The organism is Streptomyces sp. LaBMicrA B280 (assembly GCF_049222185.1).
Lineage (GTDB): Bacteria > Actinomycetota > Actinomycetes > Streptomycetales > Streptomycetaceae > Streptomyces > Streptomyces murinus.
Genome location: NZ_JBMJCT010000019.1, coordinates 98,988 through 113,042 on the forward strand (window position 1 = coordinate 98,988; position 14,055 = coordinate 113,042).

The window sequence follows — 14,055 nt, forward strand, 5'->3', positions numbered from 1 at the left end:
CACCGGGCCGATTCGGCCGTCCTCGGTACGATCACCTGGCCGGCCCGGCGCGCCACCGGCGCCCGGTGGGAGACGGAGCGCGCCGAGTGGACGGGAGAGTCGGGTGAAGGACGGGCGGGCGACGGGCGACGGGCGCACCGTCCTGTTCGCCGCGCGGTCGCAGAACGCCCTGCACCGGCTGCTCGACACGCTCCCCGTCTTCGCGGGCGACGACCGGGTGCACCGCTACTTCACCCTCGTCCCGGGCTCCGCGTTCTCCCTGGACGCCCTCAGCGCCATCGACCGCGCGGGCGGCCGCACCCTGCCCTGGAGCGAGGCCCTCGAACAGACCTTCGCACTGATCCTCGCCGCCAGTCCCAAGGGCGATCTGCACGCCCTGCACGGCCCCCGGGTGCTGCTCCCGCACGGCGCCGGGTTCAACAAGTCGGTGCCGGGCGAGGGCACCGAGGACTCCGCCTCCGGGCTGGACCCCGCCCATCTGCTGCGGCCCGACGGCGCCCCGCTCGCCACCCGGTACCTGTTCTCCCACCCCAGCCAGATCGCCCGGCTGGCGCCGCTCAGCCCCTCGGTGGCGGCCCGTTCGACGGTCGTCGGCGATCCGCTGCTGGAGCGGTTCCTGGAGTCCCAGGACCGCCGCGACCGCTACCGCGCCGCCCTGCGCACCGGTGCCCGCACCCTTGTCGCGCTGCTCTCCACCTGGGGCCCGGAGTCCCTGATCGGCCGCCGTCCGGGCCTGCCCGCCGAACTGGCCGCGGCCCTCCCCCACGACGAGTACCAGCTCGCCCTGGTCCTGCATCCGAACGAGCGCGCCCGGCGCGGGACCCTCGACCTCGCCGAGTACCTGGACCCCGCCCGCCAGGCCGGTCTGATCCTGCCCGCGGTCCACGAGGAATGGGCGTCGGTCGCCATCGCGGCGGACCTCCTGATCACCGACCACGGCTCGGCGGCCCTCTACCCGGCCGCCCTCGACCGCCCCCTGCTCGGCGCCTACGACGGCGGCCGGGAACTCCTTCCCGACAGCCCGATGTCCGCCCTCCTCTCCGGCGTCCCCCGCCTCTCCCCGCACCTCCCCGGCACGCAGACCGCGTCCCGCCTGGCCACGGCGGTCCGCGCCCACCGCCCGGGCGGCAGCCGCGCCCTCGCCGAACCGGCCTTCGCCGAACAGGGCCGGGCGCTCGACCGGCTGCGGGAGACCCTGTACGACCTGCTGGACCTCACCCCGCCCGACCGCCCCGTGCTGCCCCGCCTGCTCCCCGACCCGGCACCGGCACCGCTCGCGCCCGCCGCCTTCGCGGTCCGCATCGAGTACGACGACCGGGGGACCCCGCGGGTGCTGCGGCACCCGGCGCATCTCGTACCGCCCGCGCCCGCGCACCACCTGTCCGCCGAAGTGGGCGCCGCGCACCGCCGGTTCACCCAGAGCGCGGCCCTGCTGCACCGCCGCGCGGGCGAGCACCCCGGGGCCTGGACGGAACCGGCCGACGAGTGGACCCTGCGCACCCTGGCGGACCACCCCGGCGGCCATCGCACCGCCGCGCTCGTCCTGTCCCCCACCCACTGCCTGCTGCGCCGCCGCTCGGGCCCGCTGCTGTCCGTGCGGCTGGGCCCGGGCGACGGCACACGCCGGGCCGCGCCCGTCGATCCGGTGGCCGTCCTGTCGGCGGTGCACGCCGCGCTGCTCGCGGGGCGGGGCGCCCCGGGCACCGACCTGGTCTGCGCGGTGGGCCCCCACAAGGTGGCGGCCCAGCTGACCCCGGCCACCGCCGAAGAGGCCGCCCTACCGGTCTGACCCGGCCACGGGCAGCCCGAGCCGCTGCCACAACTCCCGGGCCGCAGCGCGGTGTTCCTCCGCCTCGCGCTGCTCGCCGAGGCTCGCGGCGAGTTCCGCGAGGGCGTCCAGCACCCGGGCCTCGTCCCGCACACCCCGTACGGCGCGCGTGCCCTCCAGCGCCGCCCGGTACCGTGCGGCCGCCTCCTCGCCGCGGCCCTGCCCGGCGTACACCCCGCCCAGGGCGAACTCCGCGCGCCCGGTGAGCCGGGTGCGGCCGCCTGCGGCGAACTCGTCCCGGGCCCGCTCCAACAGCTCGGCGGCGCGCTCCAGTTCACCGAGGTGCGCGAGGGCCTCGCCGAGCCGGTACCGCTGGAGGGTGGCCCCGTAGGCGTTGCCGATCTCCTCGTGCACCGCACCGGACGCCTCGAACTCCCGGGCCGCGTCCGCCCAGTTGCCGCGTGCCGAGCCGAGCATGCCCAGGAACTCACGGGTGGAGGCGGCCAGTTTGCGCTCCCGCGCCGAGGTGCCGAAGGCGCCCTGGACCGTCGACCACGCCTGGGTCAGCTGCCGCTCCGCCTCCTCGAACTCCCCCTGCTCCCACAGCGGCCGGGCCAGCTGGCAGCGCATCCGGACCAGCAGCGGAAGATCACCGGCCTGCTGGGCGGCGGCCACGCCCCTGCGGAAGGCGTCGATGTGGTCGCCGTAGTGCGGGTGGTTGAGGAAGTGGGTCCACAGGGGTTCGCAGAGGGCGGCCGCCTCGGTGAGGCCCCAGTCCGCGTCCCCGGCGCTGCCGACGGTGTGGGCGAGGCGGACGCAGCCGAACAGGGCGTGCCGCTCGGCCTCCAGCCAGTGGTAGGCGCGGGCCGCCGCCTCGCCCCGGGCGTCCCCGGGCTGTTCGAAGAGCACATCGCGGGTGCCGGGCACCGGCGGTGCCTCGGCCGCCGTCTTCAGGCGCGGTCCGGCGGCGGTCAGGTCCGCGCGCTGGGCCTGGCGCAGATACCAGCGCACGAGCCGCCGCAGCGCCTGTGCGCGCTCGCCCTGGTCGCCGTACGTCTCCGCGCGGCGGCGGGCGTGGGCGCGCAGCAGCTCAGGGAGGCGCTCGCGGCCGTCGGTGCCCCGGCCGTCCAGCAGTCCGGCGGCGCGCAGTTCGGCGAGTGCGTCCTCGGTGGCATCGAGGTCCCGGCCGAGCAGGACGTCGGCGGCGGCGAGGGTGAAGGAGGGGCCGGGGAAGTGGCCCAGCAGCCGGTAGAGGCGGGCCGCGCCGGGGCCGAGGCTGTCGTAGGCCGCGTCCCACACCTGTTCGACCACGGGGATGCCCCTCTCCCTCAGTTCGGTGCCGAGCCGGTCGAGGAGCCGGGCCAGCGGCGGCTCCTGGTGGCGGCGCAGCCAGCTCCCGGCGATGTGCAGCGCGGCCGGAAGCCCCGAGCACAGGTCGAGCAGCCGGCGCGTCTCCTCCGGCTCACCGGCGAGCCGGGCGTCCTTGGTGACCCGTTCCAGCAGTTCCAGGGCGTCGGCGGGGTCGAGCGGTGCCAGCGGGAACTCGGTGGCCGCCCCCGCCTGGAGGTCGTACAGCGGCCCATGGCTGGTGACGATCACCAGGCTGTCGCCCGAGGCGGGCAGCAGCGGTTCCACCTCGGTGCCGTGGCGGGCGTTGTCGATGACGAGCAGGAGCCGCTTGCCGTGGGTGAGGGACCAGTACTGGCGGGCCCGCTCCCGGAACACGGGCGCGATCCACTCCGCGCCGAGGCCGCGCAGCAGCTCGCCGAGGACGTCGGCGACCTCCACGGCGCCGTCGCGGCGCACGTCGTCCAGGTCGACGTAGAGCACGCCGTCCGGGTGGTGCCGGTGCAGGGCGCGGGCGGGGCGGAAGGCCAGTTCGGTCTTGCCGGTGCCGGCCTGGCCGCGCAGCAGCAGGCACAGCGGGCGGGTGCCGCCGTCCTCGGCGGGCCGCCGCTCCCTGACCAGCTGCCGGGCGCGCGCCTGCTCCCGCTCACGGTCCACAAAGTGCGCCGGCTCCGCCGGAACCTGATACACCACGTCTGACTGGCCCCCGTCCCGCATCGCTCGGCATCACCACGAGCCTATCGGCAAAGGGGAGTTGGCATGCCGTGCTGTGCGGGTGTCGGCCGGACGGGTGTGACCGGGCAAGGCACGGCGGCCGGTACGAAGGCCCTCAGGCCAGGGCGAGAGCCACCGTCAGCGCCGCGGTGCGCTCGCTCGCCTCGGTGAAGACCTCGCGGGCCACCCGCCATTCGTCGGGCCGGGCCTGTGCGTACGGTTCCCATCCCGTGACGACGAGCAGCAGCCCGCGTTCGGCGGCCTCGGGCGGCCAGACCGGGGGGTCGGAGAGGCTGTCGAGGAGCGCGTCCCAGTTCCGGCCGAACCAGTCGGGCAGCTGGAGGGCGCGTGCCACGGCGTCCATCAGGCCGGACTTGTCCGTGACCCCGGCGAGGTCCAGGGTGACGACCCGGCGGTCGGTGAGGTTCTCGGTCATCTCAGTACCGCCCGGAACGAGTTGTAGTGATCATCGGTGTAGTAGAACTCCCCGCCCTGCCCGGTGATGACACGCCGCGCCCCGCGGTCGCGTGAGCCCGGTGTCGGCACGGTGTACTCGTGGTAGTAGCCGCGCTGGTGCTTCGGCAGATGCCGTTCGAAGTTCCCGAAGACGATCCCGTCCCGCGCATAGGGGTAGGGGCCGCCCCGGTCGATGAGCGCCAGCGTCCGCCGCGCCTCGGCCGGCAGCCGCGACGCGGACACGGTCGCCATGCCCTTGGCCCAGCCGGGAGTGGCGGCGGACCCGGAGGACGCGCCGGTACGGGTCCCCGTCGTGCCGTGGCCGGTCGTCGCCGTCGGGGAGCACCCGGCCAGCAGGACGGCGAGGACGACGAGCAGCCCCGCGAAGAGCCGGGACAGGGGCCGGGACAGGGACCGGCCGGACGTCCGGGGACGGGGCCGTTCGGGCGGCGGGGGGACGGAGCGGAGCGACGACGACATGCGGACGATGCTGCCATGGCGGCCGCGGGTACGACGACAGGACGACGCCCCCGGCCGGCACCCGCCCGGCCGGGGGCGTCGCGCAGCCCTGTCGGCGTCCCGCAGGCCCCCTACTCGCAGATCCCCTTACTGCCCGTCGGGGTCCTGGCGGCTCAGCGCGGGCTTCGGTGTCGGGCCCGCCGTCATCAGGTAGTCCGCGGCCGAGGTGTCCGTGACCAGGCTGGTGACCAGCCCGGAGCGGAGCACCGCGTCGATCGCGGACGCCTTGCGCTGGCCACCGGCGATCGCGACGACCTCCGGGATACGGCGCAGCTGGTCGGCCTTGACGGTGATGCACCGCTCCCCGAGGTCCCGCCCGATCCGGCGCCCCTCGGCGTCGAAGAGATGCGCGGCCATCTCGGCGGCGACACCGAGCGAGGCGTAGTGCGCCCGCTCCTCGTCGCTGAGCATGTCGTGCACCGTCGAGATGCCCGGCTCCCAGGAACCGATGGAGACGCAGGCGACCGTGACCTTGTCGAAGTACTCGAAGGCGCGGGCGATCCCGGTCTGGTTGCGCAGGGCCGCCGCGGTGGCGGCGTCCGGCAGCAGCATCGGCGCGTAGATCGGGTGGGCGTCGCCGCCCGACACCTGCGCGGCACGGCGCACGGCCTCGACCGAGCCGCGCTCGGAGGTGCCGGCGTCGTACACACCCGTCAGCTGCACCACCGTGCACGGCGGCAGCCGGTCGAGCGCGGCCGCCATGTGGATGGTGGAACGGCCCCAGGCCATCCCGAGCACGTCCCCCTCGTTGACCAGTTCGCCGAGCAGGTCCGCGGCGACCTCGCCGAGGTTCTCGGGGTCGGGGGTCTCCTCGGCCTCGGCCGGGGACTCGACCACGACGGCGTGCCGCAGGCCGTAGCGGGCGCGGAGCGCGTCGGAGCGCTCGGCGTCCAGCTCGGCCGGTACGCGGATCTCGATGCGTACGAGATCCCGTTCGAGAGCGGTCTCCAGGACCCGGGCCACCTTGAAGCGGCTGACGCCGAACTCCTCCGCGATCTGGATCTTGGACTTGCCCTCGAGGTAGAAGCGGCGGGCCATGGCCGCCGCCTGGACCAGCTCAGCGGGTCCCATCCGCATGGCTGACCGGCCCGCCGACATACCCGACACGGCGATCTCCTCACTGCTGTTCACACTCTGGATTCGCCGTTCATCCTTGCAGATTCGGCGCAACTGATCCGCCCTGATGGGCGGCGTTCTCTCAACCGTTCACGTAGCCGTGGCTCAGTGGTCGCATGCCCAGGACGCCTTGGCGGTGGCCGTCTCCGCCTGGGCGCGCAGGGCACGCACCGCCTCCTCCGGGTCCTGCGCCCCGTACACCGCGGAGCCGGCCACGAACACATCGGCGCCCGCCTCCGCGCACCGCTCGATCGTGGACGCCGAGACACCGCCGTCGACCTGGAGCCACAGCTGGAGGCCGTGCTTGGCGATCAGCTCACGGGTGCGGCGGATCTTCGGCAGCATGATGTCGAGAAAGGCCTGGCCACCGAAGCCCGGCTCGACGGTCATGATCAGCAGCATGTCGAGTTCCGGCAGCAGGTCCTCGTACGGCTCGATCGGTGTCGCGGGCTTGAGCGCCATGGAGGCGCGCGCACCCTTGGCGCGGATCTCGCGGGCGAGACGGACCGGGGCGGCGGCCGCCTCCACATGGAAGGTGACCGACGAGGCGCCCGCCTCCACGTACTGAGGAGCCCAGCGGTCGGGGTCCTCGATCATCAGATGGCAGTCCAGCGGGGTGTCCGTCGCACGGGCCAGGGACTCCACCACCGGCACGCCGAGGGTGAGGTTGGGGACGAAATGGTTGTCCATGACGTCGACGTGGAGATAGTCGGCGCCCTGGACCGCCTTGGCCTCCTCCGCGAGGCGTGCGAAGTCGGCGGACAGGATGCTGGGGTTGATCTGCGCGGCCATGCCCCAAGACTGCCATGTCCGAGGCACTGATGTTCGCGCCCGTCCACAGGCGAGACCGTTCATCATACTGATCCGCTGCTCATCGGATGGTCTGCCCGTGCCTGTGGATAACCGAAGGCGACGAAGCCGACGCACACGGTGAAACAGGGACCGCGCAGCCGCTCTTCGCGACCGTCAGCCGGCCGTCCTGCGGATCAGCGCGAGGTACATCGCGTCAGTGCCGTGCACATGCGGCCACAGCTGGATGTCCGGGCCGTCCCCGAGCGCGGGGACCCCGGGCAGCAGCGGCCGGGCGTCGACCAGTTCGGCGTCCGGGTACTGCTTGAGCACATCGGCGACGACCACCCGGGTCTCGGCGAGGTGCGGAGAGCAGGTGGCATAGCCGACCACGCCGCCGACGCGCACCGAGTCGAGCGCAGTGCGCAGCAGGGCGCGCTGGAGAGGAGCGAAATTGTCCAGGTCCTCGGGACGCCGGCGCCAGCGCGCCTCGGGCCGTCGGCGCAGCGCGCCGAGCCCGGTGCAGGGCACGTCCACCAGCACCCGGTCGAAACTGCCGGGCCGCCACGGCGGCCGCGTGCCGTCCGCCGCGATGACCTGGTACGGCCCCGGGTTGCCTGCCAGCGCCTTGGCCACCAGACCGGCCCGGTGCGGCTGCTTCTCCGAGGCGAGGAGCAGCGCACCGCGTTCGGCGGCGAGCGCCCCCAGCAGAGCGGCCTTGCCGCCGGGTCCCGCGCAGCCGTCGAGCCACTTGGTGTCCGGCCCCTCCAGAGGCGCGTTGGCCAGCGCGAGGGCAACCAGCTGGCTGCCCTCGTCCTGCACCCCGGCGCGGCCCTCGCGCACCGCCTCGACCGCGCCCGGCTCGCCGCCCTCGGCCAGCCGCACGGCATACGGCGACCAGCGCCCGGCCTCCGCGGCCTCCTCACGCAGCAGTTCCTCGGCGGTGGCCCGGCCCGGCCGCGCGACCAGCGTCACCCGGGGCCGCTCGTTGTCGGCCGCGAGCAGCTCCTCGATGCCGGCGCGCCCGCCGCCCAGGGAGTCCCACAGCGCGGAGACCACCCAGCGGGGGTGGGAGTGCACGACGGCGAGGTGGTCCTCGGGGTCCTCGTCGTAGGGCGGCGCGACCTGGTCGATCCAGCCGTCGAGATCGTTCTGGGCGATCTTGCGCAGCACCGCGTTGACGAACTTGGCCCGCCCGTCGCCCAGCACGACCCGGGCGAGTTCCACGGTCGCGGACACCGCGGCGTGCGTCGGGATCCGGGTCCCGAGCAGCTGGTGCGCGCCGAGGCTCAGCACGTCCAGCACCGGCGGGTCGACCTCGCGCAGCGGCCGGTCCACACACGCGGCGATCACGGCGTCGTACGTGCCCTGCCTGCGCAGCGTCCCGTACACCAGCTCGGTCGCGAGCGCGGCGTCCCGCGCGTCGAAGTCGTCCTTCTCCCGCGCCTTCCGCAGCAGCGGGGGCAGCACGAGATTGGCGTACGCGTCCCGCTCGTCCACCGCCCGCAGCGCCTCGAAGGCCAGAATGCGGACGGGGTCCTTCTTGGGACGCCGATAGGGCTTGGCGGGCTTATGGCCCCGCCGCGACTGCTCGCTCACGAAAAAGGTGCTCCGGAGGTGAAAAGGGGTATGCGGCCAAGCCTACGTCGAAGGGGGTGACCGGGAGTGCGGGGGTGCGGAGAGGGGCGTGGACGCGGCGGGGCAGGGCACAGGCCACCTCGCCCCCGGGCCCACCGGGGGCGCCCCGTCGACCTCGTCCGGGACGGCCGGCCTCAGCCGCCCAGTGTCTCGCCCTCGCCGATCCGTGCCCCCCGGGCCCAGTCCGCCGCGCGCATCGGCTTCTTGCCCTGGGCCTGGACCCAGAGGAGTTCGACGGCGTAGGAGCCGGTGCCCACGTGGACGTTGTTCTTGCCCGCGGCGAGGTGGCCCGGGGCGAGGTCGGTCCGCTCGGGGACGGAGGCGAGCTGGATGAGCTTGAGCCGTTCGCCGCGGAACGTGGTCCAGGCGCCGGGCGCCGGGGTGCACCCGCGCACGACCCGGTCGACGCGGAGCGCCGGCGCCGCCCAGTCCACCTCGGCGTCCTCGACGTTGATCTTCGGCGCGAGGGTGATGCCCTCGCCCGGCTGCGGTACGGCCTTCAGGGTGCCGTCCTCGATGCCGTCCATGGTCGCCGCGAGCAGCCCCGCTCCGGCGAAGGCCAGCCGGGTGAGCAGGTCGCCGCTGGTGTCGGTGGGCCGGATCTCCTCGGTCACCGTCCCGTACACCGGCCCGGAGTCCAGGCCCTCCTCGATGAGGAAGGTGGACGCGCCCGTGATCTCGTCGCCCGCCATCAGCGCGTGCTGCACGGGCGCCGCGCCGCGCCAGGCGGGCAGCAGCGAGAAGTGCAGGTTGACCCAGCCGTGGGCCGGGATGTCGAGGGCCACGCGGGGCAGCAGCGCGCCGTAGGCGACGACCGGGCAGCAGTCCGGGGCGATCTCGGTGAGCCGCGCCAGGAACTCGGGGTCCCGCGGCTTGGCCGGCTTGAGCACCTCGATACCGGCCTCCTCCGCCCGCTCGGCCACGGGCGACGCGACCAGCCTGCGGCCCCGGCCCGCGGGGGCGTCGGGCCGGGTGACGACGGCGGCCACCTCGTGCCGCCCGGAGGCGAGCAGGGCGTCCAGGGCGGGAACGGCGACCTCGGGGGTACCGGCGAAGACGAGCTTCATGGGCGGGATCGGGCCTCTCGGGCGGGGATCGGACGGGCAGCGCACCAGTCTATGACCGCCCGGGAACCGGCACCGCGCGGAGCACGGCGCCGGTCAACTGGCCCGGCGCGCGCGTCAACTGGAATCGGGGCGGCGCACGGGTGGACTGACGGCGTACGCATATGCCCGCACGCCCCCACCCCGTGACCAGCGGAGCGTATACGCGTTGGTCAAGAAAGAGTTGACCACATAGGGCCGCTTCGGCCGCCCGATTCCTTTCAACGCCGGTTCGAGAGGCTTGTTCATGGCCGACCATGCAACCCACGACGCCCAGGCTCGGGCCAGCCTGCACTTGCTGGTGCGGGACATCGAGCGGGTCCGTCGGCAGGTGGACGCACTGCGCACGCTCACCGCCCAGTTGGGCAATGTCTACCGTCCGCGCCGCACCGGCCCGTCCACGGGCTTCGTCGTCTACGGACGCGCCCCCGCCCCGACGGTCCGTCTCGCCCAGGAACTCCGCGACAGTGTCGAGACCCTGGTCACGGCCGCCGTGGACTTCGACCGCTCGCTCGGCTTCTCCTGGGACGCGGTGGGTTCGGCGCTCGGGGTCACCAAGCAGGCGGTGCACCGCCGTTACGGCGCCCGCCGCGCCGCGACCCAGGCGGCCGCCGAGGCCGAGCGGACCCCGGAGCCGTCCGGCACCCGCACGCTCAATGTGAACGCCGGTTTGCCCACGATGCCGGTGCCGACGGTCCCCGCCGCCCGCTCCATGCCCACCCAGCCGACCTCGGGCAGCCCCACCTTCCGGGAGGACGCCCGCCCGACGGCCTTCCCGGGCCCGCGCAACGGCTGACCGGCCCCGCGGCGCGACAGCCACCGGCCCCGCCCTCCCGGGAACCTCAGGGAGACCTCCGGGAGGGGCCGGACCCGCTCATCGTCCGGCGCTGCCCGGCCCCGCCCTCACCCGATGTCCGGCGGATCGACCCTCACCCGCACCGGCTCCCCGCTCCCCCGGGCCATCCGCGCGGCCTGTGCGGTCTTCAGGGCGGAGGCCAGTGCCGAGCCGCTGCCCAGAGGGACCCGTACGAGGGCCCGCTCCCAGTGCTCGCCGGGCGGCGCCGCCCCGGGCCTGCGCGGACCGACGGGCGGCGCGGGCGGCACCGGAACCGGCCCCAGCACCTCCGCGTCCGACGGCAGTTGGACGGCGGCCAGGAACTCGGCGAGAGCCTCGGGCGTCCCCGACACGGCCGCCATCCGGGACACCGGCGGAAAGCCCAGCTCGGCCCGCTCGGACAGCTCCCGCAGGGCATGCCCCACCGGGTCCCAGCGCACCAGCGCCTGCACGGGCCGCAGGGTCGGCTCGGCCACCACGACCACCGTGCCGCCCTCGCCCTGCGGCCGCACCAGCGCCCCCGCGGCGATCCACCGGCGCAGCGCGTCCTCACCGGCCCGCAGATCGGGTCGTACGAGCATGGCCCAGCCGTCGAGCAGCAGCGCCGCCGCGTAGCCGCCCTCGGCGACCGGTTCGGCGCCCGGGGTGCTCACCACCAGCGCGGGCGCGGAGGGCACGGTGTCCAGTACGTGTTCGCGCCCCGAGGTGCGCACCGGTACGGCGGGAAAGGCGCGGCCCAGTTCCTCGGCGGTGCGCCGGGCGCCCACCACCTGGGCGCGCAGCCGGAAGCCACCGCACTCGGGGCAGTGCCAGTTGCCCTCCGCGCGCCCGCACCAGCCGCAGCGCAGCACGCCCGCGTCCTGGCCCTGGAGCGGCCCGGAGCAGTGCACGCAGCGGGCGGGCGCCCGGCACCGGTCGCAGGCCATGCGCGGGGCGTATCCGCGGCGCGGCACCTGGACCAGCACCGGTCCGTGCCGCAGCCCCTCGCGGGCCGCCTGCCAGGCGAGGGTGGGCAGCCGGGCGGCGCGGGCGGCCTCGTCGCGGGCGAGGTCCTGGTCCCCGACGGTGCGGACGAGGGGCGCGGACCGCCGTATCTCTTCCCGTCCGGCGATCAGGGGGCGTGCCCAGCCGCTCTCGACGAGTTGGGCCGCCTCCACGGTGCAGGAGAAGCCGCCCAGCAGGAAGGCGCACTTGTCGAGGGTGGCGCGCAGCAGCAGGACGTCGCGTGCGTGCGGCTGGGGGGCGTGCTGCTCGCTGTGGCTGTCGTCGCCGTCGTCCCAGATCGCGACGAGCCCGAGGTTCTCCACGGGCGCGAACATGGCGGCCCGGGTTCCGACGACCGCGCGCACGGATCCGCGTCGTACCGCGAGCCACTGCGCGTACCGCTTCTCGGGCCCGGCGTCGGCGGTGAGCAGGGCGTGGTGGCCCTTGCCGAGCAGGGCGGTCAGGGCGGCGTCGACGCGGGCGGCGGCCCGTCCGTCGGGTACGACGACGAGCGCGCCGCGCCCCGAGGCGAGGGTGGCGGCGACGGCGCGGGCCAGTTCCTCGCTCCAGCGCGGTCCCGGCAGCGCGCCCCACACGGCCCGGGGGGCGCCGCCGTCGGCCAGTGTCCGCAGGAAGGCGCCGCCCTGTTCGTAGCGCGTCCAGGAGCCGGGGTCCGGTGCCTCGGGGGGTGGCAGGGGTGTGGGTGAGGTCCGCTGTTCGGCGCGGGCGCTGCGGGGCGGTACGGCGAGTTGGAGGACGTCGGCGAGGCTGCCGGCGTACCGGTCGGCGACGGCGCGGGCGAGGCCGAGCAGTTCCTCGCTGAGCACGGGCTCGGGGGACACGACCTGGGCGAGTGCGGCGAGGGGGCCGGAGTAGTCGGACTCGGCCCGCCGCTCGATGAGGAAGCCGTCGATGAGGCCCCCGCCCTCGCGGCGGCCCTCGCGCACCCGGTGTCGTCCGGCGCCGAAGCGCACGCGCACCCGTACGCCGGGCTGTGCCGCTTCGTCCAGTTCGGCGGGGACCGCGTAGTCGAAGTAGCGGTCGAGGTGGAGGACGCCCTTGTCGACCAGCACGCGGGCGATCGGCAGTCGCTCCGCGAGCGCGGCGCCCCGCCAGGTCCGCGGTTTGGCCCGGGGTGTCCTGGCCTTGCGCACGCTCTCCCGGATGAGCGCAAGCTGCTCCGGCGGCGCCCCTTCGGCCCCGCCTTCCCCGTCCGCCCGGGGCCCCCCGTTCTCGCTGCTCACGCTTGCATTCTTACCAAATCCCACTGACAACGGCCCAGGGCGCCGGTGCCCGCCCGAGTTCGTCCCGGTCGCGGCCGCGCGCCGTAGGGCACCCACCGGTCAATTCGCTACCGGCGTGCCCGGGGCCCTGCCTACGCTCGCCCCCATGACCGAACCGACCATGACCGGACCGACACCTGACCCGCTGGAATGTCTGAGAGAACGCCTCGTCGCCCCCGGGGAGTTGGTGACCGGCGCCGTCGCCGGTTTCGACGGGGGCGATGTGCTGGTGCTGCTGGCCGGCGACGCGCCGGGACTGCCCTCAGGTCGGGTCCCTCGGCACGAACTGACCTGGCGCGATGTCCGGGATCCGGCGGACGTGCTCACGGTGGGGCAGCGGATCCGCGCGGAGGTGACGATGCGCGGCGGGTACGACGGCCGGACGCTGCTGTCCGCGCGGGCGTGCGAGGACGAGGCGTTGTACGGCTTCCTCCTGGGTCTCGGGCGCGGGGACGTCGTCGCGGGGACGGTGTGCTCCGTGCACCGCTTCGGGGTCTTCGTGCGGATCGACGGTGAGCCCGGGCATCCGGTCTACCCGGGGAGCGGGTTCATCAATGTGCCGCAGCTGTCGTGGTCCCGGTTCGAGGATCCGGCGGAGGTGGTGGTGCCGGGGCAGCGGATCCGCGTCGAGGTGCTCGCCCCGGACACCCGCCGGGGCCAGGTCGCGCTGTCCCTCAAGGCGCTTCAGGACGATCCCTGGGACGAGCTGGCCGTGGCCGCCGGGGACGTCCTGGCCGGGCCGGTGACCAAGGTCATCCCCTTCGGGGTCTTCGTGCGCGTGGACGAGTGCGTGGAGGGCCTGGTGCACTCCGACGAACTGGGCGGGCGGAGCCCAGAGGAGGGTCAGGAGCTTCGGGTCAGGATCCTGGATGTCGACCGCGCGGGGCGCCGGATCCGGCTGGGGCTCGCGGGCTGATCCCCGACCCGGAAGGGCGACGAGGCCGGTGACAACGCCGAGGCCCGGCCCCCCGAAGGGGAGCCGGGCCTCGGCGCGACGTGTGGGATCAGACGCCGGCGGCCTTGCGCAGGGCGTCCACGCGGTCGGTGCGCTCCCAGGTGAAGTCGGGGAGCTCGCGGCCGAAGTGGCCGTACGCCGCGGTCTGGGCGTAGATCGGGCGGAGCAGGTCGAGGTCGCGGATGATCGCGGCCGGACGCAGGTCGAAGACCTCGTCGATGGCCTTCTCGATCCGGTCGGTGTCGACCTTGTGCGTGCCGAAGGTCTCCACGAACAGGCCCACCGGCTCGGCCTTGCCGATCGCGTACGCCACCTGCACCTCGCAGCGCGAGGCCAGGCCCGCGGCCACGACGTTCTTGGCGACCCAGCGCATCGCGTACGCGGCCGAGCGGTCCACCTTGGACGGGTCCTTGCCGGAGAAGGCGCCGCCACCGTGGCGGGCCATGCCGCCGTAGGTGTCGATGATGATCTTGCGGCCGGTCAGGCCCGCGTCCCCCATCGGGCCACCGATCTCGAACCGGCCCGTCGGGTTGACCAGGAGACGGTAG

Annotated in this window: 12 protein-coding genes; 3 read left to right on the forward strand and 9 right to left on the reverse strand. The window is 74.8% G+C overall.

What is annotated here, in order from left to right:
* The first annotated feature begins 103 nt into the window (after positions 1-103).
* Positions 104-1,789, forward strand: a complete 1,686-nt coding sequence (locus ACLF5H_RS18400; protein ID WP_421677092.1) for a translation initiation factor 2 — start codon at positions 104-106, stop codon at positions 1,787-1,789.
* Here the strand turns inward: ACLF5H_RS18400 and ACLF5H_RS18405 are convergent.
* The 7 genes from ACLF5H_RS18405 to fmt form a co-directional block, all read right to left on the reverse strand.
* Positions 1,778-3,772, reverse strand: a complete 1,995-nt coding sequence (locus ACLF5H_RS18405; protein ID WP_421677093.1) for an NB-ARC domain-containing protein — start codon at positions 3,770-3,772, stop codon at positions 1,778-1,780. The genes ACLF5H_RS18400 and ACLF5H_RS18405 overlap by 12 nt on opposite strands.
* A 172-nt stretch (positions 3,773-3,944) precedes the next feature.
* Complete coding sequence (locus ACLF5H_RS18410) at positions 3,945-4,265, reverse strand: barstar family protein (protein ID WP_421677094.1); 321 nt, start codon at positions 4,263-4,265, stop codon at positions 3,945-3,947.
* A complete protein-coding gene (locus tag ACLF5H_RS18415) occupies positions 4,262-4,765 on the reverse strand; it encodes a ribonuclease domain-containing protein (protein WP_421677095.1) in 504 nt (167 codons plus the stop codon). Before ACLF5H_RS18415 ends, ACLF5H_RS18410 begins: the two co-directional genes overlap by 4 nt.
* A 126-nt stretch (positions 4,766-4,891) precedes the next feature.
* A complete protein-coding gene (locus ACLF5H_RS18420; RefSeq protein ID WP_037650986.1) occupies positions 4,892-5,935 on the reverse strand; it encodes a sugar-binding transcriptional regulator in 1,044 nt (347 codons plus the stop codon).
* 90 nt (positions 5,936-6,025) lie between these two features.
* The gene (gene rpe / locus ACLF5H_RS18425) at positions 6,026-6,712 is read right to left on the reverse strand and encodes a ribulose-phosphate 3-epimerase (protein ID WP_421677096.1); all 687 of its coding nucleotides are present in this window, start codon (positions 6,710-6,712) and stop codon (positions 6,026-6,028) included.
* 174 nt (positions 6,713-6,886) lie between these two features.
* Positions 6,887-8,308, reverse strand: coding sequence for an RsmB/NOP family class I SAM-dependent RNA methyltransferase (locus ACLF5H_RS18430; protein ID WP_421677097.1), 1,422 nt, complete (start codon positions 8,306-8,308; stop codon positions 6,887-6,889).
* Between the two features lie 173 nt (positions 8,309-8,481).
* Positions 8,482-9,414, reverse strand: a complete 933-nt coding sequence (gene fmt / locus ACLF5H_RS18435) for a methionyl-tRNA formyltransferase (protein WP_421677098.1) — start codon at positions 9,412-9,414, stop codon at positions 8,482-8,484.
* Between the two features lie 283 nt (positions 9,415-9,697).
* Between fmt and ACLF5H_RS18440 the strand changes: the two genes are divergently transcribed.
* Positions 9,698-10,246, forward strand: a complete 549-nt coding sequence (locus ACLF5H_RS18440; protein WP_085562564.1) for a hypothetical protein — start codon at positions 9,698-9,700, stop codon at positions 10,244-10,246.
* Positions 10,247-10,353: 107 nt separating this feature from the next.
* On the opposite strand, the gene ACLF5H_RS18445 is transcribed toward ACLF5H_RS18440, so the two are convergent.
* Complete coding sequence (locus ACLF5H_RS18445; RefSeq protein WP_421677099.1) at positions 10,354-12,513, reverse strand: primosomal protein N'; 2,160 nt, start codon at positions 12,511-12,513, stop codon at positions 10,354-10,356.
* 145 nt (positions 12,514-12,658) lie between these two features.
* Between ACLF5H_RS18445 and ACLF5H_RS18450 the strand changes: the two genes are divergently transcribed.
* Positions 12,659-13,468 (forward strand): S1 RNA-binding domain-containing protein, encoded by an 810-nt coding sequence (locus ACLF5H_RS18450; RefSeq protein WP_421677100.1) that lies wholly within the window; start codon positions 12,659-12,661, stop codon positions 13,466-13,468.
* 88 nt (positions 13,469-13,556) lie between these two features.
* On the opposite strand, the gene ACLF5H_RS18455 is transcribed toward ACLF5H_RS18450, so the two are convergent.
* Positions 13,557-14,055 (reverse strand): methionine adenosyltransferase domain-containing protein (locus ACLF5H_RS18455; RefSeq protein WP_421677101.1); only part of this gene is annotated, 499 nt, incomplete at its 5' end.